At 61.9% G+C, this 26,386-nt stretch carries 23 protein-coding genes, 1 rRNA gene and 1 riboswitch; of the genes, 10 read left to right on the forward strand and 14 right to left on the reverse strand.

Annotated elements, in window-relative coordinates:
- The first annotated feature begins 185 nt into the window (after positions 1–185).
- Positions 186–302, forward strand: a 5S ribosomal RNA gene (rrf, locus tag A4R35_RS03205).
- 112 nt (positions 303–414) lie between these two features.
- On the opposite strand, the gene A4R35_RS03210 is transcribed toward rrf, so the two are convergent.
- On the reverse strand, positions 415–1,584 hold the full coding sequence (locus tag A4R35_RS03210) for an aminotransferase class V-fold PLP-dependent enzyme (protein WP_189361267.1): 1,170 nt from the start codon (positions 1,582–1,584) through the stop codon (positions 415–417).
- A 311-nt stretch (positions 1,585–1,895) separates the two neighbouring features.
- Here A4R35_RS03210 and A4R35_RS03215 point away from each other — a divergent pair, with 311 nt between their 5' ends.
- The gene (locus A4R35_RS03215) at positions 1,896–2,456 is read left to right on the forward strand and encodes a GNAT family N-acetyltransferase (protein WP_189361268.1); all 561 of its coding nucleotides are present in this window, start codon (positions 1,896–1,898) and stop codon (positions 2,454–2,456) included.
- Positions 2,457–2,511: 55 nt separating this feature from the next.
- Here the strand turns inward: A4R35_RS03215 and thyX are convergent, their stop codons facing one another.
- The 4 genes from thyX to glnA form a co-directional block, all read right to left on the reverse strand.
- Positions 2,512–3,432, reverse strand: coding sequence for an FAD-dependent thymidylate synthase (gene thyX / locus A4R35_RS03220; protein ID WP_112426486.1), 921 nt, complete (start codon positions 3,430–3,432; stop codon positions 2,512–2,514).
- Positions 3,433–3,626: 194 nt separating this feature from the next.
- Positions 3,627–3,845: a helix-turn-helix domain-containing protein gene (locus A4R35_RS03225; protein WP_112426488.1), complete on the reverse strand. Its 219-nt coding sequence runs from the start codon at positions 3,843–3,845 to the stop codon at positions 3,627–3,629.
- A gap of 258 nt (positions 3,846–4,103) precedes the next feature.
- A complete protein-coding gene (gene moaA / locus A4R35_RS03230; RefSeq protein ID WP_112426490.1) occupies positions 4,104–5,096 on the reverse strand; it encodes a GTP 3',8-cyclase MoaA in 993 nt (330 codons plus the stop codon).
- Positions 5,097–5,342: 246 nt separating this feature from the next.
- On the reverse strand, positions 5,343–6,773 hold the full coding sequence (gene glnA, locus A4R35_RS03235) for a type I glutamate--ammonia ligase (protein WP_112426492.1): 1,431 nt from the start codon (positions 6,771–6,773) through the stop codon (positions 5,343–5,345).
- Positions 6,774–7,164: 391 nt separating this feature from the next.
- On the opposite strand from glnA, the gene A4R35_RS03240 reads away from it, so the two are divergent.
- Positions 7,165–8,145 carry a hypothetical protein gene (locus A4R35_RS03240; RefSeq protein ID WP_112426494.1) on the forward strand — a complete coding sequence of 327 codons (981 nt, stop codon included), beginning with the start codon at positions 7,165–7,167 and terminating at the stop codon, positions 8,143–8,145.
- 24 nt (positions 8,146–8,169) lie between these two features.
- Here the strand turns inward: A4R35_RS03240 and A4R35_RS03245 are convergent, their stop codons facing one another.
- On the reverse strand, positions 8,170–9,090 hold the full coding sequence (locus A4R35_RS03245; RefSeq protein WP_112426496.1) for a class I SAM-dependent methyltransferase: 921 nt from the start codon (positions 9,088–9,090) through the stop codon (positions 8,170–8,172).
- 390 nt (positions 9,091–9,480) lie between these two features.
- Complete coding sequence (locus A4R35_RS03250; RefSeq protein WP_112426498.1) at positions 9,481–10,422, reverse strand: class I SAM-dependent methyltransferase; 942 nt, start codon at positions 10,420–10,422, stop codon at positions 9,481–9,483.
- A gap of 366 nt (positions 10,423–10,788) precedes the next feature.
- Here A4R35_RS03250 and A4R35_RS03255 point away from each other — a divergent pair, with 366 nt between their 5' ends.
- Positions 10,789–11,835, forward strand: coding sequence for an FTR1 family iron permease (locus tag A4R35_RS03255; protein ID WP_223258169.1), 1,047 nt, complete (start codon positions 10,789–10,791; stop codon positions 11,833–11,835).
- 209 nt (positions 11,836–12,044) lie between these two features.
- Here A4R35_RS03255 and A4R35_RS03260 read toward each other — a convergent pair whose 3' ends face one another.
- The 6 genes from A4R35_RS03260 to cofE form a co-directional block, all read right to left on the reverse strand.
- Positions 12,045–12,446 (reverse strand): PPOX class F420-dependent oxidoreductase, encoded by a 402-nt coding sequence (locus tag A4R35_RS03260; protein ID WP_112426502.1) that lies wholly within the window; start codon positions 12,444–12,446, stop codon positions 12,045–12,047.
- A gap of 163 nt (positions 12,447–12,609) precedes the next feature.
- Complete coding sequence (locus A4R35_RS03265; protein ID WP_112426504.1) at positions 12,610–13,629, reverse strand: TIGR03557 family F420-dependent LLM class oxidoreductase; 1,020 nt, start codon at positions 13,627–13,629, stop codon at positions 12,610–12,612.
- Entirely contained in the window at positions 13,599–14,372 is a 774-nt protein-coding gene (gene cofC / locus A4R35_RS03270; protein WP_223258170.1) for a 2-phospho-L-lactate guanylyltransferase, read from the reverse strand. The genes A4R35_RS03265 and cofC overlap by 31 nt, the downstream gene beginning before the upstream one ends.
- On the reverse strand, positions 14,356–15,288 hold the full coding sequence (gene cofD, locus A4R35_RS03275; RefSeq protein ID WP_112426508.1) for a 2-phospho-L-lactate transferase: 933 nt from the start codon (positions 15,286–15,288) through the stop codon (positions 14,356–14,358). The genes cofC and cofD overlap by 17 nt, the downstream gene beginning before the upstream one ends.
- Before the next feature lie 77 nt (positions 15,289–15,365).
- On the reverse strand, positions 15,366–16,043 hold the full coding sequence (locus tag A4R35_RS03280) for a nitroreductase family protein (protein ID WP_223258171.1): 678 nt from the start codon (positions 16,041–16,043) through the stop codon (positions 15,366–15,368).
- 179 nt (positions 16,044–16,222) lie between these two features.
- Complete coding sequence (cofE, locus tag A4R35_RS03285) at positions 16,223–17,017, reverse strand: coenzyme F420-0:L-glutamate ligase (protein WP_112426510.1); 795 nt, start codon at positions 17,015–17,017, stop codon at positions 16,223–16,225.
- A gap of 324 nt (positions 17,018–17,341) precedes the next feature.
- Between cofE and A4R35_RS03290 the strand changes: the two genes are divergently transcribed.
- The 4 genes from A4R35_RS03290 (at position 17,342) to A4R35_RS03305 (ending at position 21,426) form a co-directional block, all read left to right on the forward strand.
- On the forward strand, positions 17,342–17,734 hold the full coding sequence (locus A4R35_RS03290) for a DoxX family protein (RefSeq protein ID WP_112426512.1): 393 nt from the start codon (positions 17,342–17,344) through the stop codon (positions 17,732–17,734).
- A gap of 156 nt (positions 17,735–17,890) precedes the next feature.
- Positions 17,891–18,156: riboswitch (FMN riboswitch) on the forward strand.
- A 342-nt stretch (positions 18,157–18,498) separates the two neighbouring features.
- Entirely contained in the window at positions 18,499–19,293 is a 795-nt protein-coding gene (locus A4R35_RS03295; RefSeq protein WP_189361270.1) for an ABC transporter permease, read from the forward strand.
- A gap of 135 nt (positions 19,294–19,428) precedes the next feature.
- A complete protein-coding gene (locus A4R35_RS03300; RefSeq protein WP_112426515.1) occupies positions 19,429–20,430 on the forward strand; it encodes an ABC transporter substrate-binding protein in 1,002 nt (333 codons plus the stop codon).
- Between the two features lie 291 nt (positions 20,431–20,721).
- The gene (locus tag A4R35_RS03305) at positions 20,722–21,426 is read left to right on the forward strand and encodes an HAD family hydrolase (protein ID WP_189361271.1); all 705 of its coding nucleotides are present in this window, start codon (positions 20,722–20,724) and stop codon (positions 21,424–21,426) included.
- 135 nt (positions 21,427–21,561) lie between these two features.
- Here A4R35_RS03305 and A4R35_RS03310 read toward each other — a convergent pair whose 3' ends face one another.
- Complete coding sequence (locus A4R35_RS03310; RefSeq protein ID WP_112426519.1) at positions 21,562–23,070, reverse strand: cation diffusion facilitator family transporter; 1,509 nt, start codon at positions 23,068–23,070, stop codon at positions 21,562–21,564.
- 1,006 nt (positions 23,071–24,076) lie between these two features.
- Here A4R35_RS03310 and argC point away from each other — a divergent pair.
- Together argC and argB are read left to right on the forward strand one after the other, a co-directional pair.
- Entirely contained in the window at positions 24,077–25,165 is a 1,089-nt protein-coding gene (gene argC, locus A4R35_RS03315; protein WP_112426521.1) for an N-acetyl-gamma-glutamyl-phosphate reductase, read from the forward strand.
- A gap of 212 nt (positions 25,166–25,377) precedes the next feature.
- Positions 25,378–26,268 carry an acetylglutamate kinase gene (gene argB, locus A4R35_RS03320; protein WP_112426523.1) on the forward strand — a complete coding sequence of 297 codons (891 nt, stop codon included), beginning with the start codon at positions 25,378–25,380 and terminating at the stop codon, positions 26,266–26,268.
- Positions 26,269–26,386: the final 118 nt, after the last annotated feature.

Below are 26,386 nucleotides of genomic sequence, written 5' to 3' on the forward strand. Positions count from 1 at the left end.
CCTCTGCCGAGATGGGCCGGGCCGGAGCAGCTTCCTCCCCGGCAAGACAACCCGGCTCCGGCCCTCTCCCTCTCTCCCTCCCTCCCTCCCATTTTTTCCTCGCTCTGAATTTCCCTCTTGACAGGATCGGCCACCCTATGCTACTATACTCCACGTCAAGCGCAGACGCCTGTGAGTGCAGGTGAATCGGCGACTCTAGCGGAGAGGGTACACCCGTTCCCATCCCGAACACGGAAGTTAAGCTCTCCAGCCCCGATGATACTGCGGGAGAAGTCTCGTGGGAAAGTAGGACGTCGCCGCTTCACCCGCGCTCACGGGCGTTCGTCGTTGTCAGCCCCCGATCCCCAGCCTGGTGGCCTCGGGCGGGACCCCCTTCCAACCAGTGCCTCCACCTCATCCCGCCTGCTTGACTTCCTAGGGCCAGGACCGCAGAATCTCCGCCACTCGTTCCAGCTCTTCTTCGGTATTGTAAAATCCTGTCGAGAGACGCAGCGCCTGGCGCTCGTGAATGCTCCGAATCAGGACATTGTGCTCCTCCGCCAGACGCTGGACGACTGCTTCCGGCTCCGCCTGCGCAAAGGTGAACGAGAGCAGACCACTTGCCCCCGGCTGCGGCGTCAGAATCTTGACCCCCGGCACCTCGCTGAGCAGTTCGGCAGCATAGCGGTTGAGGCTCGCAATGCGCTCCCACAGCCAGTGATGGCCAACCTCCTCGGCTAGCCAACGCAAGGCCCGACTCTGCCCCACGAGAGCCGCTGTTTGTCTTCCTCCCAGTTCAAAGCGCTGCGCCGTCTCCTGAAGCTCCCAGCCACCGCTGTGTTCATGCTTGAGCGAATAGTAGCCAACGTAGGTCGATTGCACTTGCCCCAGCGCCGTGCGCCGAACATAAAGACCTCCTGTCCCATCAGGACCACAGAGCCACTTCTGCATCGGAAAGGCGTAGAAGTCAACATCCAGCTCCTGCACATCGACGGCGATCGCCCCCGCAGCCTGGGCTCCATCGACCAGCACTGGCAGCCCGTGACGCCGTCCAAGCGCCGTCACCGCGCTGACATCGAAGCGCGCCCCGGTCATAAAGGAAACGTGCGAGAGGACGATCAGGCGCGTGCGTGGGGTGATGAGCCTGGCGATCTCCTCTTCCGCTGGACGCTCTCCACGCTCGCCCAGGTCGGCAATGCGCAGGCGTATACCGTAGCGCTCGCGCAACTGGTACAGTGGGGCCAGGGCACTGATATGCTCGTGGTTCGTCGTAATCACTTCATCGCCCTCCCGCCAGTTGAGGCCAAAAGCAATGATGTTCAGCCCCTCACCGGTGTTGTCTGTCAGAGCAATCTCCTCAATGTCGGCATGAAGCAGTTCGGCACAGCGCTGCCTGGCCTCTCGATAATGGCTCAGCAAGGCGGCATGCGCCCCCGCCCCAAGACGCCCCTCCCGCCATTCCTCTTGCAGCCGCTCTTGCATGGCCTCAATCACGCAGCGCGGCAACGGCCCGAAGGTTCCGGTGTTCAGATAGGTATGCGCAGTTGTCGCCGGCATGGCTTCCCGGATCGCCTGGAGTCTCTGAGCAGCAGCAGAATCGTGCAAGGCCATCCTCCTTTGCCCGCTTGATGATGGTGATTGGTCGTGCCCCCTTTCGCTCCCTCCCTCTCTTGCCACATATATTGAAATCCGCCTATTGATGAGAGCGCAGGCACTTCACATTATATGACAGCCAGCCGGTGGCGGCGGGAAGCCGGGCAAAGGTCTGCATTGCCCGGCGAAGCGGAAACGCGTTATCATAGGAGAGGTGCGGTCTCTCCCTGCGGCTCGCCGCCCTTGATGGCACTCTACGCGGGCCTGGCGGGCGCGCCGCACCCCCCACTCACTTATCATCAGCAGCAAGGGAGGGAAAACACGTGCGCGTTCGCGAGGCACGACCAGGAGACCTGGAGCAACTCAGGGATCTCCAGCAGCAGGCCCAGAGAGTAGACGGCTGCCTGTTTTCGCAAGCTGCCTGGGAGGACTGGCTGACACGTTCCGACCTCGGTGAACCAGGTCCGCCGCTCTTCGTGTTGCTGGACGACGATGATGAGCTGAACACCTGGGGACAGGGGGGAACGCTGGAGGGGGTGGAGGGCGAGATCATCGGCTATACCCTGCTGCATCTGATACGCGATAGAGAAGGATACCACCTGCGCTGCGAGGGCACAGTCCACCCGGCTCATCGCCGGCGCGGTGGCGGGAGGGCGCTGCTGATCTGCGCCCTCAATCGAGCCCGGCTCTGGGGGACGGAGCTGGAGGACGAGGGTCAGCAGCAAGGGCAGCCGCTCTGGTTCGAGGTCCTGCTCCCGCGCCGCGACCCGGCTTCGGAGCGGCTCGCAGCTCGCTGTGAGCTGGAGGCCGTCGCCGATGTCACCTGCGCGGGCCAGCGGGCCGCCGACGATGGCTTCCGCCTCTATCGCCGTCCGCTGCTCTAGCCCTTGGCCCCCCCTGGCCAGCAGTCGGCCCTGTCCGTCCGTCCATCCGATCCGCTCATACCTTCTCATATGGTGTGCGCACGCTATACGTACCGTCCGGCAGGCGCTCCAGCGTATAGTCCCCAAAGAGGATGGGATCGACCAGGGCCAGACAGACGAAGATACGGACCAGGAGCTCGCGGATCTCGATCTCGGCATGAGGCGCGGTCCGCTCCTCAATCACATGGCGCCAGGCCCGCGCATTGGCTGTCACTACCAGCGGCGCCTCTGTCTCATTAGGCAGGAGCGAGCGTGAGCACTGCTGCACACGCTTGCGCAGATCGGTGCGCGCCTCCGCGCTCAAGAGCGGATCACCGGCCTGCTGGCGAGCCAGCAGATACTCGCTCAGTTCCGCGTACTCAGCCGCGGCCCGCTCGATGCGCTGCAAAAAGAGACGATGGAGCTGCTCATCCTGGCGATACTCGGGGCGCTCAACAAAGCGGAGGGTGCGCCCATCGACAAAACGCTGGCTGGTCTGTGAATAGCTGAAGCCGGCGCGGTGGCGAATCAGTTCGTGAGTCAGGCTACGGGAGATGCCATAGACAAAGAAGCTGAAGGTCGCGTGCTCCAGTACCGAGCCGTGCCGCGATGCTTTCAGATGATCGAAATAACGCCTGGCCTGGGCGTTCGGTGTGCGCCTCGGCCCAAAGCTCAGATAACAGGTCTGCCCTGCCACCTTGCAGAGCTGAGCCCCGTCGGGCAAAGCTGTCGGATCAGCGACATATTCATCGAAGTGATAGGACGGATCGAAGCCCTCCAAAAAAGTGGCTAGGCCCTGCAGGTTCGTCTGAGGACGTGCCAACAGCACGACCCCCGGGGCAGTCAGATAGGGAACGCCAGCCGGGGAATGCTGAACCGGGACATGAATAGCCACAAAGCCGGCGTGGGACTCGCCTTGCAGTTCGTGAAACAACTCTTCGGCGGATCGCTGTGCCATGTGCTCTCTCCTCTTCTGGTCGCTCGTGCGCGAGGTGACAGGTGATAAGCACCTATCACCCTTTGCCAGGTGCCCCTCTGCCCGCAGCCACAGGCAGCAGGCGCCAACAGTCTACCACATTCGAGGAGGAAGAGGCAGCAGCCAGAATGCCCAGGAGAAGGGCAGAGGCAGGCTGGCCATGTTCCGCGGCCAGCTCACTCGCGAGCGGGAGCCAGGGTAGGAGCCGTCTGGGCTGTCAGCAGCGCCTCAAGCGTTGAACGGCGAATGCGGTAGGCCTGGCGTCTGCCACGGTGCGGAAGGGTAACGGCCTCCAGCATTCCCATCTTAATCCAGCGTCGTACCGTAGTATCGTCTACCCGCAGCTGGCGAGCCACCTCGCGTACGGTCAGCAAATCGAGTGCTTCGTGTTCCACAGCATCTCCTTCCTGATCAGTCGCTTCGAATGCCTTGCCTCTTCGAGGCTGGAGCAATGCCCTACCTGACACCACTCCGGCCAGTGGCAGGGACCCAAGGTTGACGGGTGACCCGATGGGCCAGCCTCGCCTCACCGACACTCGAAGGTATACCGTGTCTATTTGTCTATGCATTGAGAGAGACGAACATCTTCCTCTGCGGTAACACGTGAAGGGCGTGTGATCAGAGAACCAGATGATAAACCTGAACAGGGGAGCTTATCCACCAATCATGGACATCGTGCGATTCGCACGTCTGAAGCGTTTATCGCCAATATAGTGTTTTAGCTCCTTGTGCCAGACAGCGTGGCGGATAATTGCCATCAGTTCCTCATCGGAAGCGCCCGAGCGCAGCGGCGTCCGCAGATCGGTTTCCTCAGTTGCAAAGAGGCAGGTGCGCAACTGGCCATCGGCGGTCAGACGGATACGATCGCAGGTCGAACAGAACGGTTCGCTGACAGGGTTAATAAAGCCCACCTCGCCGACGCCATCGCTGAAGGTATAGCGGCGAGCTGTCTCCGCAGAATCGCCCTGAATGGGCACCAGCGGCCCGTACTCGGCTTCGATGATGGCCTTAATCTCGGCGCCTGTCAGGATATCCTCCTTGCGCCAGATTTGATCGGCATCGAGTGGCATGAACTCGATCCAGCGCATCACATAGCCTTTGCGCCGGGCCAGACGGACGAAATCGAGCACCTCCTCCTCTGTGAAACCGCGCATTGCCACCGCATTAATCTTGATGGGACGAATAGTTGGATATTTCTCCAGCTCCTCCAATCCCTCAAGCACGCGGTCGAGCTGATCACGCCGTGTCAGACGGGCGAACTTCTCACGCACCAGCGAATCGAGGCTGACATTAATACGCGTCAGGCCGGCCTCCGCCAGTGGGCGGGCCAGTTGCTTGAGCAGCACCCCATTGGTCGTCAGACTGAGGCTGTGCAGGCCCTCGATCTGGCGCAGCCGGCGCACCAGCTCAGGGACGTCGCGGCGCACCAGCGGCTCACCGCCGGTCAGACGGATCTGTTCGATGCCCATACGGACCGCCAGGCGGGCCAGCCGCTCAATCTCCTCGTAGGTCAGAATCTCGGCCTTCTTTAGCCACGGCAGCCCCTCAGCGGGCATGCAATACGTACAGCGGAAATTACACTTATCGGTGATAGAAATGCGCAGGTTGCGGATGCGTCGGCCATAGCTATCAACAAGCGGGTCCATAGAGCGCCTCTCCAGACAGAGCGAGGATGACATCGTACCGCGTGGGTAGAATAGACATTCAATTATATCACAGCTGGAGAAAAGCCGGCCAGCCGGCCAGGTCGCTCAGCCGGGTCGCGCTCCCTGGGGGTCCATCCTGGGCGCCGGGAAGCGACCCCGAGATAGCAAAAAAGAAAAGAGCGGACTCGGGATGCTGGCTTGGCACCGCGAGTCCGCTCGCTTGTGCGTACGATCAGCTCAGAAGGATCAGGCGTCGTAGTAGAGGGCGAATTCAATCGGCACGGGTCGCATGCGCACCTCATTGACCTGAGCGCGCTTCAGTTCCACATAGTGTTCGAGCACGTCAGTCGTGAAAACGTCGCCCTCCAGCAGGAACGCGTGATCATCCTCCAGAGCCTTGAGGGCCTCCTCCAGCGAGCCCGGAACCGAGCCGATCTCGCGCAGCTCCTCCGGGGAGAGGTGATACAGGTCGCGATCGACGGGCCCGAAACCGTGCTCGCTGGGCTCGATCTTGCGGCGGATTCCATCGAGGCCGGCCATCAGCAAAGCAGCGAAAGTGAGATAGGGATTGGCCGTGGGATCAGGCGGACGGAACTCAATGCGCTTCGCCGATGGGCAGTCGGTATTGGGAATGCGCACAGCGGCGCTGCGATTGGCCTTCGAGAAGACCAGGTTGACCGGGGCTTCGAAGCCGGGCACCAGCCGCTTGTAGCTATTGGTCGTCGAGGCAGCGATGGCCAGCAGCGCAGGAGCGTGCATCAGCAGGCCGCCGATATAATAGCGCGCCGTCTGGGAGAGGCCGGCATAGCCCTCGGGGTCGTAGAAGAGCGGGCGCTCATCCTTCCACAGGCTCTGGTGCACGTGCATGCCGGAACCATTGTCGCCGAAAATCGGCTTCGGCATGAAGGTGGCCGTCTTCCCATGTTTGCGCGCAGTGTTCTTCACCACATACTTGTAGATCATCAGGTTATCGGCGGTCCTGACCAGCGTGTTGTAGCGAATATCGATTTCGCACTGGCCGGCCCCGCCAACCTCGTGATGCTGAGCCTCGACTGGAACGCCCAGCTCCTCCAGCGTCAGAACCATCTCGCTGCGCAGATCCTGGAGCGTGTCGCTGGGTGGAACCGGGAAGTAGCCCTCTTTCGGGCGCAGGCGATGGCCCAGATTGACGCCGCCATTGCGGCCATTATTCCAGTGCGCCTCATCCGAATCGACCTCGGCGTACTGGACATTCTGGGTCGAGGAGAAGCGCACGTTGTCAAACACGAAGAACTCAGCCTCGGGGCCAAAGTAGCTCACATCGGCGATCCCAGACGAGCGCAGGTATGCCTCCGCCTTGCGCGCAATCGTCCGCGGGTCGCGGCTATAGGGCTGCTTATGCGCGCCCGGCCCTGGGTGGGCAACCGTACAGATGAGGCTCAACGTGGGGATGCTGGTAAAGGGGTCCATGAACGCCGTATCTGGATCGGGGATTACCAGCATGTCGCTGTCGTCGATGGTCTGGAAGCCACGGATGCTCGACCCGTCAAAATACTTCCCCTCGACGAACGTCTCTTCGTCCAGCTCGTGCAAGGGAACGCTAAAATGCTGCCAGGTGCCCGGTAGATCAACAAATTTGAAGTCTACCATCTTGGCACCCCGCTCCTTGGCAAATTGCAAAACTTCTTCAGGTGTCATGCCGTCGAACTCTCCTCTTTACTGGTCTCTCCCCAGCCTCTTTGCCGGACACGCCTTCGGCTCTCGTCGCCACTCCGTGCTCTTGACTTCTGACTGTTCGTCGCTCGCTATCTCTATCCCGCTGAACTGATGGCAATCGGCGCGCTGGCGCTCAGCTTTCCAATCCCTGATTCCAATCTCTGGAACGGGCTTGTCCTGCTTTCAGCCGAGGCCAGCTCCCCTACTTGCTTCTATGATACGTCCCCCTTGCTGCAGAGACTACGGGCACTTTGTCTGAAAGCAAGGTGCTCTCTTTTGGGCAATCTGCCCAAAAGAGAGCACCTCTTGCGCAGTTGGGGCCGAACGGCTATGATACAGTGCAGGTTTGCTTGCTAAAGGAGTGTCGCCAGCTATGTCCTGGTTCGCCAACACCAGCGCCGACGGCGATGATGAGGCCGACTCAGCTTCTGAGGTCGCCCCTTCCCCTGTCTTCGAGAGCGCCGCTGATCTCTCCGACCGTGACCTTGTTGAGCCGGCGGAGGCTAGCTATCTGCCTGATGCCCCCCCGATCGAGGCTAGCTATCTGCCTGATGCCCCCCCGATCTGGGAACTGAGCGAGACCCAGTTTCCCCCAGCGCGAGGGGCGCGCCCGACCCGGCGGCTATCCGACTCGCTGCCCGATACCGAAGCAGGGCCGCCACAACTCTCCTCTACCCCGGCCCCTCATCGTCTTCGACGCTGGCTTCCAGCGGGAACGTTCCTCTTGGGACTGCTCAGCGGCATGCTGGCTCTCTGGCTGGTGGCGCTGCTCTTCCTCAGCCCGGATCACTCTCCTCTCCCTTCGTCATCCCCTACCTCTGGCGAGAGCGATCTGGTGCTCCAGCTCTCCCCGGCCTACCTGACGGCACTCGTGGCGCGCAATCTCCCTCGGGCCGGCCTGCCCGGTCAGGTGAGCCAGGTGCGCGTCACGCTCCAGCCTCGGGATCTGATCGAGGTCACAGGTCAGGAGACGCTGACACTCTTCGGCCTGGCGCTGACACGCCCGTTCTTCCTGCAGGTTCAGCCTGTGACCGCGACCTGCCACCTTCAGGTGCATGTGCTGCACGCCGATCTGGGGGGACTGTCGGTAACCGGTCTGGCCGCCATCTTCGAAGAGCATTTGAATCAGCAGTTGAGCCAGCAACCTGCTCCAACGGGCCTACCCGCTGGTTTTCGCTATTGTGCTGTAGCGACCTGGACCACGACCAACGGCCTCTGGATTAGCTATAGCGCCCAGCCGACGGCGCTGCGCCCCTCCCTCCCTCCTGGCCGAGAGGACGCCGGCCTAGCCAGGGACAGCTGGCTTCAGGGGCTGGAACCCGACTCCGGAACTCCTACGCGGCTGCGACGCTAGCTGATCTACCGTCTGGCAGCGGTTTTAGCGCTTCTGCCCGTAGGCCACGATAAAGGAATAGCAGGTGTGCAGGTCGTTGCACTCGCGCCGCATGCTCTGGAGCAGGGCCACCAGAGCCTCGGTCGGAAGCTGGAAACGCTGGGCAACGCGTTCGCTGAGCGCCAGGAATGTTTCGCGGAAGTCCAGAGCGATCAGGTGACCGATTGGGCCGCCCCACTCGCCAACTGGGACGGCGACAGTACGCTGCTGGATGGCGCTCAGACCTGCCTCCTCAAGGTAACGCACTAGGGAGCGGGCTACGTTCCCCTGGCCATCAAGGCCACGCGCCAGCAGGTACTGTCCAATGAGAGAGAAGACCTCTTGCGTCGCCGGGCCCGCGGGAGCGACCTCCGCGCTGCCTTCAATTAGCTCGACCCAGCCGCCGGGGGCTGTCACCCGCGCGAGGTCTTTGACGAGGACTGGCCAGCAGGTGACGGGCAGGGAGAGCGCCAGGAGACGCTGGTGAACGAAGTCAAAGCTGTCGTTGGCAAAGGGGAGACCATCCAGGAGGTTGGCTCGCACAAAGCGAAAATTCGATGGCAGATTGGTAGTCTGCTTGATTGGCTCAATGTCCAGACCAACAACGGTGGCCTGGGGGAATTCTTGACAGAGGTCATAGGCCCACTGCCCTGTTCCGCAACCTGTGTCGAGAATACGGCGCGGCAGGCCCACGGGGGCCAGATAGTTGGCCTGCAGAACCACTCGTAGGGCATAGTGCTGGAGGTCAAGACGGTCAATCTCTCGCAGGTCCTTGGGAAGGGATTGGAGAGAAAACTGGCTGAACTCAGCAGCATGGCCTCTTTCTCCGGGGAGACTGCTTAGTAGCCGTCCTTCTCCTGGGGCCGGCTCGCTCTCCGTCGGTTCGGCTTCGCTCCCCCCGCCGTGCTTAAAGAACCACCAGGGCATGGTTCCTCCTTGTTCACCTCTCTCTCTAAGACCAGAGAAGAACTCACTCGCAGTCTATCTGTGGGGCCACACTGGGTTGACATCATGACTTGTCCTTTCTTCTTCCTACGAAGCGCATGCGATCAGCGATCGCCCGCGGCTACGTCCGGTCCGCTGCTGCTGTGTCTCTCTCACCCGCCAATGGCCCGTCTCGACGGGCAAGAGCGACACATCGGGGATCAAGATACCCGCGGATGCCCTCGAGGGCAGACTCTTGTTTCTCTTTTTCCCTTCTCAGGGGTGAAGTGAAGAAGCTTCATGGGTGGCTCGCCGGAGACCTCTCTTCAAGCGCTTTCTCTTCCCGGCAAGAGCAGGCGCAGCGACCAGGGAGCCTCAGCCTGGCTGGACCGCTCAGGGCTTGCGCCCGTAGGCGACGATAAAATGATGGCAGGATTTCAGCTCGTTCCATTCCTTCATGGTCGTCTCAAGCAGTGCAAGATAGTCTTCACGCGATAGCCCAAAACGCGCCGTTACCGGTCCACACATAGCCAGCGCCACCTCGCGGAAGTCGAGTGCCAGCAGAGAGCCAAGACGCCCTCCCCAGTCTCCCAGCGGCACCTCCACCACATGGCGCTCAACCTCGACCAGGCCAGCCTCTGCCAGATAGAGATCCAGAGAACGGGCCACTACCCCCTCAGCATCCAATCCTCGCAGAGCTACCAGTTGCAAGATAATCTGCCGCAGCCGCTGACCTGCAGGCCCCGAAGGGATCACTTCTGGATTAAGCTCCAGTAACTCGACCCAGCCACCGGGAGCCGTCACTCGCGCCAGTTCCTTCACAGCTCCTGGCCAGGCAGTCAGCGGTAGGGCTGAGTGAAGTAGCCGCTGATGAACAAAGTCGAAACTGTGATCAGGGAAGGGAAGGCCCTTGAGAATATCGCCCGAGACAAAGCGATAGTTCGGTGGAGGGGCAGTCGAGTTCTTGGCCTCTTCGACGTCTAACCCGACAACGGTGGCCTGGGGGTATTCCCTCGCCAGCTCGTAGGCCCACTGCCCCGTACCACAGCCTACATCAAGAATCTGGCGTGGCTGACGAAGCGGGGCCAGATAGTTCCTCTTCAAGATGGCTCGCAGCACATAATGCTGAAAGTCGAGCCGATTGATCTCCTGGAGATCCTTGGGCAGGACATACGGCTGCTCGTCCAGATAGCGTCGTCCATCGCTATCACCCAGATGCGGTAAGGTGACTTCGCCTGCCCATGTGCGTGGGCGCACCGACTGTGGGCTGCTCTCGGGGCGGGGAGAAGCTGCCGGCGCTGCCGCGGGTTTGCGTCGGAAGAACCACCAGCGCATGTTTTCCTCTCTTACTCCTTTCTTTCCAGCGTGCCCCTCCACTCTACTGGGAGAATGCACAGCTCTGGCTCAGAACACTTCTCAGTTTAGGAAAGAGGAGATGGATATGTCAATTCAGATATATAGAGATAGTGCGTGGCCTACAATTTTAACGCATTTTTAATGCACGCCCCGGTAATGAGGCGGAGGAGTCTTCAGAAAGCCGGTCTGCCCCTTGACAAAGTCGATTAGGAAATGCTAATATCCGAGTACATCACTAAGATATTAGCCTGCCCTAATATTGAAAGGGCAGCAAGCGGATCAGCAAAGCGAGACACGTCACCACCGGGTAGAGAGAAGAAGGAAGAGACGAAAGGACTTGCTGGAGTGAGGTACTTACAAGCCTACTTTACCGGGAGTCTTCTACAGCGTATCATCCGCGCAGTACTGCTGCTGGCTGGATTGGTGATTGTCGCGGCCCTTGTCTGGCAAGGCATTACGGCCCAGGGCAATCCCGACCCCACTGTACCGCATCTGAGTCCGGGCGCAGCTATTTTGGATACTGGTTTGCTGGTGTTTCGTGAGGGGCTTGAGACCATCCTCGTGCTGGCGGCGATTACGGCCAGCATGATGGGAAAGCACGACAAATATCGCCGCCCGATTGCGACTGGAGCCGGGCTAGCTCTTCTGGCGACCCTGGTCACCTGGTTTGTAGTGGTCGGTATTCTCAGCCAGGTAAATGCCCCAGAGCTACATATCCAGGCCGCCACCGGTCTGCTTGCAGTCATTGTCCTCCTCATTATCATGAACTGGTTTTTCCACCGTGTCTACTGGACCGGTTGGATTTCCTTCCATAATCGCCGACGGCGCAGCCTGCTGAGCCTGGGCGAAGATGAAGAAGCGCGTATTGTCTGGGGCATGGTTGTCCTGGGCTTCACCTCGGTCTATCGTGAAGGCTTTGAGGTCGTGCTCTTCCTGCAGAATCTGCGCATGCAGGTTGGTTCAGGCATCGTTCTCATTGGCGTCTTGATTGGCCTGGCCTTCACAGCCAGCGTCGGAGCGCTGACATTCGTGGCTCACCATCGGCTGCCCTACAAGAAGATGTTGGTCTTGACGGGCGTGTTGCTAGGCGTAGTGCTGATCGTGATGGTGGGCGAGAGCATTCAGGAAATGCAGCTGGCAGGCTGGCTTGGCACTACCCCTGTTCCCTTGCCCATTCCTGACTGGATGGGTCTCTGGTTCGCGGTCTTCCCCAACGTTGAGGGGCTGGTGGCTCAGGCTCTGGCGGCCATCCTGGTCATTGGGTCCTACTTCCTGGCCGAGTATGTCCGTGTCTGGCGCCCGCGCCGGCTCGGCGAGCGTCCCGCCGTACGCCCTGAGGCCCCTCCGGCTGTCGAGGCTGCTGCTCCGGCTACGGAGGTCTCCTCCTCGTAAGGGACTCTTGACAGTAGCAGCCTGACCTCAAAGCCGCAACATCACAGCCACCCTACCATGCCGCGGGGAGAGGCCAGAGAGTGGGAACAGGTCCCATTGCTCTGGCTTCCCCCGTCTGTTGGCCTGGTCCGCTCTGCTTTCTCTTCAGGTCAGACGTCCTTTCTCCGCCAGCCCGCCTTAGCTTAGCAGCCTCGCCGAGGGCCTAACCCTTAGAAGTGTTCGAGGACCTGCTCACAAGCGAGCCGCACGGTCACCCGCTGCTCCCTGCTGAAGTGTTCCATCTGCTGGCGCGCCTTTTCTTCGCCATCATAGTAGCGGGCCAGGCGATAGATATCGGCCTGGGCCACCGTCGGATCGTCGATGAGGCGCACCCGACCGCTGATCGTGACGTAGCGATAGCCATCCTCAACGCACAGGGAGACCCGCGGGTCACGGCGCATGTTCCGCTCCTTCACCCGTCCCACCCTCGTATTCATAAGGATCTCGTCTCCATCCAGCAGAAACCACATGGTGGTCAGGTGAGGGGAGCCGTCGGTGTTCACTGTACCGAGGACGCCAAAGCGCGGCTTCTCTTGTAGAAAGGCGCGTGCGCGCTCTGAGAGCGCAGCCATCGATTGTTTGCCTCCTCCATTCCATTGTGCTTGTGCTGACAGATGCTGGTCGCGCAAGCCCCCAGCCCCTGGCGGCCAGTTTCGACCGTAGCCAGGAATTGGGGGCTTGGCAGGTAGGTGTTCACCCGTTCGCTGGCTGAGTCAGGAGAGCCAATCTCCCTTCTCAGGAGGTAGGAGCCTGCCGCGAGGGGGTTGCCGGCTGGCGTAGGGCTGGAATAACGGCCTCGCCGTAGGCTCGGATAAAACTGCTCTGGTCCCGTCCTACGTTGTGGACATGGACCTCGTCGAAACCAAGATCAAAGAAGCTCTGGATATGACGTCGGTGCTCTTCCAGGTCAGGCGAGATCAAGACGCGGCCCTGGAAGTCCTCGGGGCGCACCAGCTGAGCAAAGGCTTCAAAATCCTCCGGCGAGCGAATATCTTGCTTCGGGGCCTTGATGCCGCCATTGGGCCATTCCTTCAGGGCGTTGTTGACGGCCTCTTCGTGGGTTGGGGCCCAGGAGACGTGCAGCTGGAGCAGACGCGGCATCGTGCTCGGGTCCTTGCCGGCCTCGCGCGCCCCCTTCTCAAAGCGCTCCAACAGCATCTTGAGCTTTTCTGGCGGCGCAGCCGGCGTGATCAGGCCATCGCCCAGACGTCCAGCCGTCTCCGCCGCTTTGGGACCGGAGGCCGCTACCAGGATTGGGGGTGGCGTCTCCGGGCGCGTGTAGAGGCGAGCACTCTCCATGCGCAGGTGCTTGCCGCTGTAGCGGACCTTTTTGCCGCTGAAGAGCAGTTTGATGATCTCGATTGACTCGATCATGCGCTCCAGACGGATCGGCGCCTCGGGCCATTCACCACCGACGACGTGCTCGTTGAGCGCTTCGCCGGTGCCGATTCCCAGCCAGAAGCGCCCGGGGTACATGGCTGCCAGGGTGGCTGCGGCCTGGGCAATGATGGCCGGATGGTAGCGGTAGGAGGCGCAGGTGACGCCTGGGCCAAAGGTCAGCTTCTGCGTGGCCAGCCCGAGGGCGCCCATCCAGGACCAGACAAAGGGACTCTGCCCCTGGGTCGGCGTCCAGGGATGGAAGTGATCAGCGGCCATGACGCCGCCAAAACCGGCTTCCTCGGCCTCCCGGCACCAGCGCAGGAGGTCGCTGGGATGGAACTGCTCTAAGGCTGCGGAATATCCAACGACTGGCATGGTGTCATCTCCCTGAGACAATGCGAGGAGGACCTGGCGGTCAGCCAGCGCTCGACCAGACCCGAGCGCTGGAGGTCCTCCAGAGTATCGATGTCGAGAGCCAGCCCCGGACTCTCATAGCGGCTATAGGCGAGGTGGCGACGTTGGGAAGCCTCGCAGTAGCGTCGGAAGCTCTCTTCCCCGAACAGATAGGGCAGCAGTAAGGGAGGTCGCAGCAGCAGGGCATTCGTGCCCTGGCCGTCGTGGGCTGGCGCCAGCACCACCGGATAGCGCCGACCCTGCGCCAGCAGCGCCTCGACCTCCTCGTTCTTGAGCAACGGGAGATCGGCGGAGATGGTGAGCAGCATCGCCACCCCTTCGGTTCGCAGGCGCCGGGCCGCGGCCTCCAGCGCTGCGTTGTGCCCTGGCTGCTCCTCGGGCCATCCTTCCGCTCCCCAGCTGACTGCCCAGGCGCGCACGCGCTCGTCGGCGCTCACGACCACAATCCTGGAGAACTGGCCGCTGGCCTGCAGGGTCCTCACCACGTGATGGAGCATGCTCAGCACCAGCCGGGCACGCCGGGCAGGTGGTAAGTAACCCGCCAGCCGGCTCTTCGCTGCCGCTAACGCTTTCACAGGGATGAGCGCGCTGCAGCGGGATGAAAAAGCCGCTACCTGTTCACTCCCTTGCTCTTCTTCCTGGTGAGCCGTCACGGTAGTCGCCCCTCCCGAACCATTTGTTCCCGGACTAGACGGCTCGTGCACAGCTGTGCAGCACCTCACGCGCCAGGCGGACTTTGGTCTGGTTATCGCGCATGATGGTGTCAGTGACCAGCACACGCGGGCCAAGGGCCTCGATGGCCGGAGCCAGAGTTGCGTCTTGCTGGTCGATGACCATGACATCCAGAAAGTCGGCGTAGCAGCGGGCCACCCCCAAGGCGGAGACCTCGTATCCGAGGCCGCGCATCAGCTTATCCGCCGGCCCTTTGAGAGGAGCGCCGCTTACGATGGGACTGATGGCAGCCACCGTGGCAGAGGTCTCCTGCAGCGTTTCGCGCACGCCAGGCAGGGCCAGGATGCTGCCGATGCTGACGATGGGATTGCTCGGGGCAAGCAGCACGGCCTCGGCCTGGCGCAGCGCCTCAAGCACGCCCGGGGCTGGTCTGGCCTGCTCGAGGCCGACAAAAACGACGCCCTGCACCTCATCCATGCAGCGTCGCTTGACCATGTACTCTTGAAAATGGAGCAGGCCGGCGGGGGTCTGAATATGTGTCGCCACCGGCTCATCGCTCATAGGCAGAATACGCAGCGGCAACCCAAAGAGGCGGCGCAGCTCATCGGTCACCTCGCTGGGCGTGCGTCCCTGGCGCAGGCGCAGGCTGCGATGGATATGCGTCGCCAGATCGCGATCTCCCAGCAGAAACCAGTCTTCGTGACCATAGCGGGTGAGCTGCTGCATGACATGATAGGTGTCATCGCGAATGCCCCAGCCGTGGCGCTCGTCCACGACACCGGCCAGCGTATAGATCACAATATCGATATCGGGCGAGACATGCAGTCCATAGAATTGGCGATCATCACCCGTGTTGACGATGGCGGTGACCTCCGCAGGCGGAACCACCTGGACGACGCCCTGGAGAAAGCGCGCTCCCCCAACGCCACCGGCGAGCACAACAATCATGGCTCTCTCGCTACTCCCTTCTCTTCTCTAGCTCTGGCTGTCTGTCTACCTGCTTATGCCTACCATCCCCACCGCTCTCACTGTCCTGGCTGCTCGCCGTCGCTCTGACTATCGAGACGAATCACGAGGGTCTCCAGGGGCAAACGAGGCCGTCGCTTGGGATCGGCGGCGGCATAGCCCAGAGTGATCAGCGCCTGGGGCTGCAGGCGCCGATCCAGATCGAGCGCCTCACAGACGGCAGCGGGACAGAAGAGGGGGGCGCACATCCAGCCTGTATCAAGGCCCAACTCGTAGGCCATCAAGAGCATATTCTGTACGGCAGCTCCCAGACTCTGGATCGCCATGATGCGCTCACTCTCCTGGCGCTCGGCATCAGGATAGCGATCCAGGTCCTCCAGGTACAGGCAAGGAAGAATCAGCACCGGAGCTTGCCGGATACGCTGGCGCGATTTCTCCAGACGTACAGCGATGACCTCCTCCGGTTGCTGATCTAGCCGTAGCTGAGCCTCCCAGGCCGCGCTCATCCGCTCAATCAGCCGCTCCTTGCGCTCCCGCCCGCTGAAGACGACGAAGCGCCAGGGCTGGCGGCCATGCGGCGAGGGGGCCCAGCGAGCAGCCTCTAAGACCTGCTCTAGCAGAGCCTCGGGAACCGGGCGCTCCTGGAGGGCACGCACACTGCGTCGGCTCCGCAAGAGCGTCAGCAGGTCGCCGGCTCGCTGGGAGACGGTCACAGCTCGTTCACAAGCAGTTGTCACGGCTCGTTCGCTCTACCTTCTTCTCTGTTTGTCAACAAGACGACCCGGCGGCGGAGCCAGCGCGAGTCAGCGATGGAGGCTCCGCCTGTCCCGGACAGCCTGATCACCACGAAGGACAGGGAACAAGGCACGCTGGAGATCTATCTCACGATGGTCGCCTGGTCAGGCCTGGCAGAAGACTAACGAAACAGATCGCTGGCCGCATCGCGCAGCAGCGGTCCAACCCCGCCCTCCGTGGGGATATAGGGGTAGCCGCGGATCAGCGCGACAGGCACGCCAGCACTCTTTCCCATCACCAGCTCAGCAGCCGCTGCGAGCTCATCGGCGACCGCAATGGCGCTGACGCGCAGCTCGCGGCCATAGGCATCAGGCTCGCCGCGATAGTCTCTGATCGGCTCCAGCCCGGCCACCCCAATAGCCATGTTCACCTGGCCATTGCGCCAGGGTCGCCCCCAGGTGTCGGAGATGATGACCGCCAGCTCCTCCAGCGGCTCGCCTTCTGACGACCTGTGAGAGGCCGCCGAAGCCGCCAGGGACAACAGACGTTCCCGCAGCGTCCGCGCCGAATGGTCAGGATCGCGCGGCAAAAGGCTCACCTGGTGCTGGTCAGCGAGATTGGACTCATCCACGCCGGCATTGGCACAGACAAAGCCGTGATGCGTCTCACAGATGAGTACACCGCGATCCATGCGTACCAGCCGCCGCGTCTCCTGCAGAATCACCTCCACATGGCGGGGGTCCTTGCCGGTCTCACGTGCGATTGTCAGAGCGAAAGCCGAGGGGGTCACCTCCTCCAGGCGCACCAGTCGCCCTTCGGCCTTCGAGACAATCTTTTGGGTGACCACCAGGATATCACCATTGGCCAGCGTCACTCCCTGGGCCTGCAGGGCCGCAGAGATGAGAACCCCCAGGTCACTCCCTGGGGTGATGTCGCCAATACCTGTGACGGGGATGATCCGTAGTTCCGCGCCCATACATCCTCCTGGGTGAGTATTATATTTCGCAACTCGCTCCTTCTGCAAATGCGCCGTCCGTCGGCAGGCCAGCGGGAGTGACTGCCCTCTCAGTCAGATGCTGGTCGCGCCATGCCCCAACGGGCTAGAATGAAGAGAGGAGAGCCAGCGTACTGCTGGCTCATTCAGCTCTTGTCTTGCTGGCCCGCGCTGGGAAGACTGGCCTGGCGTGGCGAGCGAGGCCGCCAGCTCTCTCTGTCTCCGTCGTCCTGACGGTTCTCCCCCGGTCTGCCTGTAGCGGGCCTGAGAGCACTAGAGAAGAGAGAGGAAACGGAGAGAATACCTATGATCCGAGCACTGGCACGGCTGCTGTTGGCCGTGATCTTCATCAAAGGAGGAGCCGACGCCTTCCTCAATCCGGGAGGTCGTCCGGCACGCGTCGCCCGCTTTGGCATCGCGCAGCCAGAGCGCGCCGTCGTGCTCAATGGGGCCACCATGATGGTTGCTGGCAGTGCCCTCGCCCTGGGCTGGTTTCCACGCCTGGCCGCCGCCGTCCTGCTCGCCTCGTTGGTCCCCACGACCATCGTCGGCCACCCGTTCTGGCAGGAGCGTGATCCCCAGACCCGTCAGGCTCAGCAGACGCAGTTTTTCAAGAACCTGGGGCTGATGGGGGGCCTGCTGCTCGTGCTGCTCGAAGAAAGCGGGACGAAGACGGCGCAGACCCGCGCCCAAAGCTAGGCACAGCAGCGCCGTGCCGCGCCGGCGGCCCGTCTGGTAGTGGCCAGGAAGAGAACGGCCCTTCAGGCGGGTCGCGCTGCTTGCTCCCCGGCCTCACACACGCGCCCTCTTGCACGGCTTCTGCGCTCTGTGTCATAATATCGATAAAGATGAAAACAAGACCTTCGGGGCAGGGTGCAATTCCCGACCGGCGGTATGGCGGCCACACGCCAGCAGGCTAGCACACCTGCGCGCTCCCTACTATGCCACAGCCGCGTGTGAGCTGCCAAGCCCGCGACTCGCTGCGCGTCGCTGAGAGTGGCCAGACTGGCCATCAGGATGGACCACCCTGATGGCTGATGGGCCACCAGTGACCGGCGCCAGCGATGGATTCGGTGAGAGGCCGAAGCCGACGGTAACAGTCCGGATGGGAGAAGGCTTGGTATCTCGCGAAACGGACGAGTTGATCCTCCGCTTGCTACCAGCAGCAGGCGCCTGGAGCAGCGCAGCCGATCGGTCACGCTCTCCGTCAGCGCTTTCCTGCGTCTCCCTCACATGCTCCCCGGGTCGGTTGAACTGACAGCGTGACTGTTGTTTCCCTGGACGCGACCGCGCAGGTCCGTGTGTACCGCGGTCCGCCGCGGGAGCAGCTGCGACGCTGTCATGAGAACGGATCACCGAGGGCAATGATGGGTATCGACACTTCTACCTCAGCCAGAAAGCAACTCTCTCTCGATCTGCCTCGCCAGGACCAGCAGAGAGAGGCCGCGGAGCAGACAGGTCTCATGAGCACGCGGGCCACCACCATCCAGGGGACTCGTCGTCGACAGGCTACAGCCCTGGCCCTGATGCCCCCCTTACTGGTGGCAATCGGGCTGCTGGGCTTGTGGTACTTCGGCAGTGCCTACGGGCACATCAATCCTCTCTTCTTACCGTCCCCTGCCGACGTCTGGCAGCGCCTGCTGGACGGCTTCAGCTCCGGCCTCTTCGAGGTCAACGCCCTGGCCACCATTGAAGAAAGCCTCCTGGGTTTCCTGCTGGCGGTCCTCATCGGGCTGCCTCTGGGCTATGGCCTGGCCAAATCACGCCTGATCGCCGCCACTATCCAGCCCTACCTGGCTGCCGGACAGGCCATCCCGGCTATCGTCATCGCCCCTTTCCTCGTGCTCTGGCTGGGTTACACCTTGCTTCCAACAGTCATTCTGTGTATGCTGGTAGTGCTCTTTCCAATGGTGATCACCACAGCACTGGGTGTGCGCACCATCGATCGCTCCATTTTGGACGCGGCGCGCGTTGACGGGGCCGCCGGCTGGTCATTGCTGACCGCCATCGAGTTTCCCCTGGCGCTGCCGGCCATCCTGGCAGCGGTGCGCACTGGGCTGACGCTCTCGATCACCGGCGCCCTGGTGGGCGAGTTTGTCGCCGGCGGTAATCAGGGGCTAGGGGGCCTCATCTTGCAAGGACAGCATCAGTATGATACACCGTTTATGTTCGCAACACTGGCGTTGCTTGCCGCGCTGGCGGCAGTCTACTACGGTCTTGCCTGGCTGCTGAGCAAACTGGCCGAAGCCGTCTATTGAGGGTCCTGCTTCGGCCTCCCTACCACGCTGCTCGGCGCCGCTGGCCAGCCAGCGTGCCGCTCCTATGCCCAGTCAGTCGCTCACCCACGACAAGCAAGCTCTGTTGTGTTGTACGTATGGGGGATTTTGTGCCTTATGCGGAAGATCACGCGTTTTGTGTTCGTTAGTTGCCTGCTTGTGTTTTCCCTCTTGCTCGGCGCCTGCGGTCAGTCGGCGGGGCAAGGCTCGTCTGCGTCCAACGGGGGAAAGACGCTGACGGATGTCACCATCGGTCTGGGCTATATCCCGGATATCCAGTTCGCGCCCTTCTACGTCGCCAAAGCCAAAGGCTACTACAGCCAGGCTGGACTGAACGTGACCTTCAATCATGGAATCGTCACCGACCTGGTCGGGTCAATGGTGGCGGGGCGCAACACCTTTGTCTTCGCCAGCGGCGATGAGGAGCTGACGGCTCGCAGCAAGGGGGTGCAAGCCGTCGACGTGGCCACCATCTTCCAGCGCTATCCGGTCTGTCTGATCGTACCGGCAGATTCGCCGATCCGCACGCTGGCTGACCTGAAAGGCCACAGCGTCGGGGTGCCTGGCCCCTATGGCGCGACCTATGTCGGGCTCCTGGCACTGCTCTACCACGAGCACCTGAGTGTCAACGACATTCATCTGCAGTCCATTGGCTTCACTCAGGTTGCTGCCTTGCTTGGCCACAAGGTCGATGCCGTGATGGGCTATTCGAATAATGAGCCACTGCAGCTGCGCCGCCAGGGCTTTCCCGTGCGCACCTTTGAGGTCTCGGACTACCAGCCACTGATTTCGAACGGCATCGTGACCTTGCAGACCACCTTGCGTCAGCAGCCACAAATGGTGCGGGCCTTCGTGCAGGCAACTCTGCGGGGGCTGCGCGAGGTCATTGCCAATCCCGAGGAGGCCCTGCAGCTGAGCAAGAGCTATGTACCTGGCATGGACCTTGCCAGGGCCAGGGACGTGCTGCAAGCGACGATCCCTATCTGGCGCGGCAACGGCCACCTTGGCTACAATGATCCCGCCACCTGGCAGGACACGGCCACCTTCATGGCCGCCCTGAAGCTGATTCCGGCTGTGCCCGATGTCAGTGCCGCCTATAGTAACCAGTTTGTGTCTTAGCGAAGAAAGCCGGCTCCTGGCTGGACCTGCTGGTCTGAAGAGCGAGGAGCGCGGACATCTGAAGCAGACAGCGTCAGGGCCAGGGCAGACAGACTGTCCGCTTGATGTGGTATGCTTAAGGCAGAGCTATCAGCCTCATCCGACCCTGCGCGATCCGGCCCCGGCTCAGGGGGGCCACAGGTCGGCCTATTTTTGCCTGTGATTGGGCAACGCTCCTGCGGATGGCGACGTCACACATCACACCTGCTCGTGACCACGCCTGACGCGGGAGCGCTGCCCGCCAAGGAGGACATGATTACTGCCCTGATTTTCGACTTCGATGGTCTCATTCTCGAAACAGAGGTGCCGGAGTTTTTGGCCTGGCAGGAGATCTATGAGCGCTATGGCCAGCGCTTCGAACTGGAAGCCTGGCTTCCCTACATCGGCATTGGTCCCACTTCCAACCCCTTTGATCCCCTACGTGAGCTAGAGCGTCGCCTGGGGCGTTCTTTCTCTCTGGAGGAGCGCGAGGCGCTGCGGCTAAGCCGGCGAGAGCGCTGCCGCCAGCTCTTAGAAGGGCAGCCTCTAGCCGAGGGAGTGCTGGACTACCTGGAGACGGCTCAGCGGCTTGGTCTGCGTCTGGGAGTGGCCTCCTCCTCATCGCGGCGCTGGGTTGTTGGCCATCTAGAACGCCTCGGCCTCCGTTCGCGTTTCCAGTGTATCTGCTGTGGCGACGATGTCCAGGTGACCAAACCTGACCCGGCGGTCTACCTGGCGGTCTTGAGCTGCCTGGGAGTCAGGGCTGAGGAGGCCATCGCTTTGGAGGATTCGCCCAATGGGGTACGTGCGGCACGGCGGGCGGGCATCTTCTGTGTGGCCATCCCCAGTGTGCTCACCCGCCAGGCTGCCTTCTCCGCTGAAGCCACGCCCGATTTGCAACTGGAGACTTTGAGCGCACTCCCCCTCGAAGAACTGCTCCAGCGCGTCGCGGCCCTGCGGACTAACGGACAGCGCTGATCTCCCCTTCCCTCCTTGCTTGAAAATAGGCCCGTTCGGCTGCGCACGCTGACCTCCTTGCCACGGACAGTTAGGCGGAGCACAGCGTGGCAGCGCAGCTGGCCAGACGGGCAGAAGAGGGATGCGCCCAGGCGATCACTCGGGTGGCTCCGTATGGATGGCGACCGAGCCGAGGCGGGGATACTCTTGACGCAGGGCGCGCTGCACTTCCTCGGCTTTGAGATGGGCCTGGCTCAGCGGTATCTCGGGGGCACAGGTGATATGAAGGACAAGATCTAACTCATCCTCGCGCCCGTTTGCGCCTGCCAGCCTTTCGCCTTGTCTCCGCTCCTTGCAAGGCTCAGTCCCGGCGGCCCACTCCTCTGCCCGGCAGGAGCGGTAGAGGTGGATGTCGTGAGCGCTACCTGGGCCGGCCACGCCATCGGCAAGCTGGCGAATGTGCTGGACCATCTCAGGATAGTCGCTTGTTACATCCTGGCGGCGCTCGATCGTCGCGGTTGGCGCCTCCAGGTGCGTGGTGACACGCTGCAACTGGGCATTGCCACGCAAGACCGCCTCTTCGAGACGCGTGGCCGCTGCATGCGCGCTGGCCAGGTCCATGTCGGCCTCCACTTCGATGTCGAAGTCTGCCTCCAGCTTGCCCCCGACCTCGCGCACGCGAATATCGTGGGCCCGAATCCCTTGCTGCTGGGCCAAATAGTGGATCTGTTCCCGCACTGTCTCCTCGGCACTGGCCACCGGCTCCAGATGAACGACCACATCGGCCTCCGCCTGGGGAGCATGTGCATGTACCCCGGCGATAGCGGCCTGCTCGACGCGCTCGCTGAGAGCATGCGTCTCCTCGAAGGTGAAAGAGCGTGGGGCGGCCACCACCACATCGGCGAAGATCTTATTGCCGGCACGGCGCACGCGTATCCGCCGCAGTTCTCTGACTCCCTCAACCTGCCGGATGGCCGCCTCCAGGTGCTGCAGCAGCTTCTCGGGGGCACGATCGAGCAAGGCGTCAACCGTCTCGCGCGTCAGGCGCAGCGCCACGTAGATCACGATCAGCGAAACCCCAAGCGCGGCAATGGCGTCAGCTTGCTTGACCCAGGATGGCAGATGCCAGATCTCGGCCAGGCGCAGGACCAGCAGGCCCGCAATGACAATGGCAGAACTCCAGATATCGGTGCTGAAGTGGAGGGCATCGGCCTCCAGAGCCTGGCTGCCTAGACGACGAGCCACGCGCAGCAGGGCACGCGAGCGAGTAATGTCAACAGCGATCGAGATGGTCATCACCAGGAGCGCCAGGATGCTTGCCTCGACCTGGCCTTCCCCCAGAATCAGGCGGCGCAGGGCTTCGTAGATGATCCAGAGAGCAGTAGCCAGCAGCAGGATGGCCTCGAAGAGCGCTGAGAGGTTCTCGATCTTGGCATGGCCATAGTTATGGGTGGCATCGGCGGGCCGGTCAGCGACTCGCACGGCCAGGAAGGTCATCAGAGCCGCCGCCAGGTCCAGGCCGGAGTGGGCCGCCTCAGCCAGGATTCCCAGGCTGCCGCTGAGCAGACCAGCTACGAGCTTCAGGGCGGTCAGCCCAACCGCCGCCCCCACCGAGGAGAGCGCGACCAGCATCTTCTCCCGATATGCCTCTCGTGCTGCTAACATACGCTTCGTTCCTCATCCTCATCTGTCAGTCAGTGTTCATAGTGGACATGGGTGGGTGGCCGGCCACAGCGGGTGCTTTTGGCCGCTCGTCGCTGCCGCCAGGCGGCACACCCCCAGTAATATACCCGATTGTCGGCTCAGTAGAAAAGGGCAGGAAAGGAAGGAAAACCGCAGCTCTTTCATCCAGTGGTTGACAACGCCAGCCACTGCTGCTATCCTTTAGAACAATAACAAGTGCATACAAGTCTGTCCCGCGTTGAGCGAAACTAGTATGAGTCCGACGACCGACAGCGAGCCGAAGAGCGGTGAGAGTTCGGCAGGGACCCGTCGGCTCAGAACCCGTTCGTGAGCGGCTGGCCGAAGAAAGTCCAGGTTGCCGCGTTTCCTCTTGCTCGCCGCAAGAGAGACAGACACGGTCGGCTGTGGGCAAGTAGGCCAGGTGGGTGGTCCCCACGCAGCAGTATAACCAGCAAGAGTGGTCACAGCACAGTTCGTCACGATGAGGTGAGGAATCTCGGGTGCTGGCATGAGCAGACTGCAGCGGTGACCCGTTCGTGGCGTGGTCGACTGGCGGAGGGCCTGGGAGGAAGCGAACTGGCCACGATGGATCGATCGGCTCAGCAAGCGGCAACAACAGGCGGGACGTTGGGGGTGGGCAGAAGCAGATAGCGAGCAAGACGGTGGACGAGCGCTCTACTGTTGCTTGTCGCCTGAGGAGAGTGGAGCTGCAGACCACTGCGCTGCCAGGCCGAGGCTGCGCTGCAGGTGGTGACAAGCAGGGTGGTACCGCGGGAGCGTTTCTATCTGCTCTCGTCCCTTCGATGCATGGTGGTCAGGGACGAGGGCGTTTTTATTTGGTTTCTCTGACTGGCTGGCTTCTCGGAGGGCTGGCGGGCGGGCAGTTCCACCGCCATCTCAATGTGGCGGCCACCGTCAGGCCAGTCGGCCAGCGCGTATGCAGCCCTCGTTCCTCGCTACAGCCCAGGAGTTCAGGAGCGTGTTGTCAATGGTGAGCGTTTCAATTCTCAATGTTACCAGCTATACCGGTCTGGAGCTGCTGAGGCTGCTGGCCAATCACCCTCACTTTCGCGTCACTTCGGTGACAGGGCGCAGCGCTGCTGGCCAGCGCCTGGGTCAGGTCTTTCCCCAGTTGTACGCTTTGGCCGGTGGCGCCTGCCAGGAGGAGGCACGCCACCTGGCCGAGTTAGAGATTATGGAGGAGCCAGAGGCAACGGAGCTGGCTTTTGTCTGTCTCCCCCACGCCGCTGCCGCCGAGGCGGTCCAGGCTCTGCTCCAGCGCGGCACGCGGGTGGTGGATCTCTCCGCTGATTTCCGCCTGCGCAATCCTTCCCTCTATCAGGAGTGGTATAAGCATACGCATCCGGCTCCTGCCTTGTTGGAGCAGGCCGTCTATGGATTGTGTGAGCGCTATCGCGAGCGTATCCGCACGACGGCGCTGGTGGCTAACCCTGGCTGCTATGCGACGGCGATCATTCTGGCCCTGCTGCCAGCTCTGTCGGCGGGCCTCGTCAGCCGGGACCTGATCGTCGATGCAAAGTCAGGAGTGAGCGGGGCCGGGCGCGGCCTGCGCCTGGATACCCATTATGCCGAGGCCAATGAGGATTTGAGCGCCTATAGCCTCGGGGGGCACCGCCACTGGCCCGAGATTGTGCAAGAGCTAGAAACAGCGGCCCGCGCCGCTGGCCAGACCTATGAGCCGGGCCTGCGCCTGACCTTTGTTCCCCACTTGACGCCTATGACGCGTGGCATCCTGGCTACCTGCTATGCAGAGCTGCAGCCCGATGGCTCTGGCCGCCTGCCAACCAGCTCCCAGGTCCAGGCGCTCTACCGTGACTACTATGCGGGCGAGCCGTTTGTTCACGTTGTCGATCAACCACCACATACGAAGTGGACCTATGGCAGTAACCATTGCCTGCTGTATGCCACTGTGGATGAGCGCAGCGGGCGGCTGCTGGTACTCTCCTGCCTGGACAATCTGGTCAAGGGTGCCTCCGGCCAGGCGCTGCAAAACGCCAATTGCATGTTTGGCTTCGATGAGCGCTGTGGCCTGCAGGGGGGAGCAGTCTATCCTTGACACGCTTATATGCGAGTGGAACGCTCCTTCGCGCCCCGCTCCACTGCCGACTCAGGCGGCACAAGACCCAGGCACAAGGCCAGGGCCGGCCCTGGCCGGGTCAGCGCAGGAAGCAACCCACTCGCGTTGAAAGAAGGGGCAACAACGTTACAACCCTGCCGGCGCCGGCTGAAATGTGTTCGACGACGGTCTGACGAGGAGTTAGCAGAGAGATGGCTATTGCGTTTTCTAGGACACCTGATGGAGATATCATTAGTGATCATCATCTCATCGCCGAGGTTTTACGCGAGGCGCTTCCATATATCGATTACCTCAAGGGGAAAATTCTTGTGATAAAATTGGGGGGGAGCACGCTGGAGCACCAGCAGGTGGTCTTACAGGATATCATCTGGCTCAGCGCCCTCGGCGCCAGGCCGGTCCTGGTGCATGGTGGCGGCCCCTATATTAATGAGTGGCTCAAGCGCTTGCAGATCCCCACCCGCTTTGAAAATGGTCTGCGGGTGACCGATGCTCAGACGCTGGAAGTGGTGCGCATGGTCCTGTTGGGACAGGTCAATCAGGGGCTGGTCCTGATGGCCTCGCAGATGGGCGGCAAAGCCATCGGCCTCTGTGGAACCGATGCAGGTCTGGTACGCGCGCGGATCGCGGATGAACGTCTGGGCTTTGTCGGCGAGGTCGAAGAGGTTGATCCCACGCTGGTGCAGGTGCTGGTCGAGCAGGGGTATATTCCAATTATTGCGCCCCTTGGTCAGGGACCTGACGGCACCTGCCTCAATATCAACGCGGATGTTGTAGCTGCCCACCTGGCGGGCGCCCTCAATGCCGAGAAGCTGATTTTCCTGAGCAACGTGGTGGGAATCTGTCGCCCCGATGGCAGCCTCATCTCGGAGCTGACAGAGGAGGAGGCGCTGCGTTTGATCGATGAGGGCGTGATCCAGGGCGGCATGATCCCCAAGGTCGCAGCATGCCTGGACGCCCTGCGCTCTGTGCCCCGCGTGCATATTGTCGATGGCCGCGAGCCTCATGTGCTACTGCGCGAGCTGTTCACCGATCAAGGGGCAGGAACGATGATTGTGCGAGGAACACGCCAGCCATCGGCCTAGCGAGACCGGTGCTTTCCTGCCCTGGCCTATCGGAGCGAAGCTTCGAATGGGTGCGCCCGCCGGACGAGTACCGGGAGAGAGGAGCAATGGCGCACCCATCTATCTGCCCAGGCGCGCA

Source organism: Thermogemmatispora tikiterensis (assembly GCF_003268475.1).
Lineage (GTDB): Bacteria > Chloroflexota > Ktedonobacteria > Ktedonobacterales > Ktedonobacteraceae > Thermogemmatispora > Thermogemmatispora tikiterensis.

What these genes read in the sequence shown, in the direction of transcription:
- A4R35_RS03290 (WP_112426512.1), top strand. Translation starts at nt 17,342, where the DNA reads ATGATCCGAGCACTGGCACGGCTGCTGTTGGCCGTGATCTTCATCAAA.
- A4R35_RS03265 (WP_112426504.1), bottom strand. Translation starts at nt 13,629, where the DNA reads ATGCCAGTCGTTGGATATTCCGCAGCCTTAGAGCAGTTCCATCCCAGC.
- thyX (WP_112426486.1), bottom strand. Translation starts at nt 3,432, where the DNA reads ATGGCACAGCGATCCGCCGAAGAGTTGTTTCACGAACTGCAAGGCGAG.
- cofD (WP_112426508.1), bottom strand. Translation starts at nt 15,288, where the DNA reads ATGATTGTTGTGCTCGCCGGTGGCGTTGGGGGAGCGCGCTTTCTCCAG.
- A4R35_RS03300 (WP_112426515.1), top strand. Translation starts at nt 19,429, where the DNA reads ATGCGGAAGATCACGCGTTTTGTGTTCGTTAGTTGCCTGCTTGTGTTT.
- A4R35_RS03250 (WP_112426498.1), bottom strand. Translation starts at nt 10,422, where the DNA reads ATGCGCTGGTGGTTCTTCCGACGCAAACCCGCGGCAGCGCCGGCAGCT.
- A4R35_RS03260 (WP_112426502.1), bottom strand. Translation starts at nt 12,446, where the DNA reads ATGGCTGCGCTCTCAGAGCGCGCACGCGCCTTTCTACAAGAGAAGCCG.
- A4R35_RS03305 (WP_189361271.1), top strand. Translation starts at nt 20,722, where the DNA reads ATGATTACTGCCCTGATTTTCGACTTCGATGGTCTCATTCTCGAAACA.
- A4R35_RS03295 (WP_189361270.1), top strand. Translation starts at nt 18,499, where the DNA reads ATGAGCACGCGGGCCACCACCATCCAGGGGACTCGTCGTCGACAGGCT.
- argC (WP_112426521.1), top strand. Translation starts at nt 24,077, where the DNA reads ATGGTGAGCGTTTCAATTCTCAATGTTACCAGCTATACCGGTCTGGAG.
- A4R35_RS03240 (WP_112426494.1), top strand. Translation starts at nt 7,165, where the DNA reads ATGTCCTGGTTCGCCAACACCAGCGCCGACGGCGATGATGAGGCCGAC.
- argB (WP_112426523.1), top strand. Translation starts at nt 25,378, where the DNA reads ATGGCTATTGCGTTTTCTAGGACACCTGATGGAGATATCATTAGTGAT.
- cofE (WP_112426510.1), bottom strand. Translation starts at nt 17,017, where the DNA reads ATGGGCGCGGAACTACGGATCATCCCCGTCACAGGTATTGGCGACATC.
- moaA (WP_112426490.1), bottom strand. Translation starts at nt 5,096, where the DNA reads ATGGACCCGCTTGTTGATAGCTATGGCCGACGCATCCGCAACCTGCGC.
- A4R35_RS03310 (WP_112426519.1), bottom strand. Translation starts at nt 23,070, where the DNA reads ATGTTAGCAGCACGAGAGGCATATCGGGAGAAGATGCTGGTCGCGCTC.
- glnA (WP_112426492.1), bottom strand. Translation starts at nt 6,773, where the DNA reads ATGACACCTGAAGAAGTTTTGCAATTTGCCAAGGAGCGGGGTGCCAAG.
- A4R35_RS03245 (WP_112426496.1), bottom strand. Translation starts at nt 9,090, where the DNA reads ATGCCCTGGTGGTTCTTTAAGCACGGCGGGGGGAGCGAAGCCGAACCG.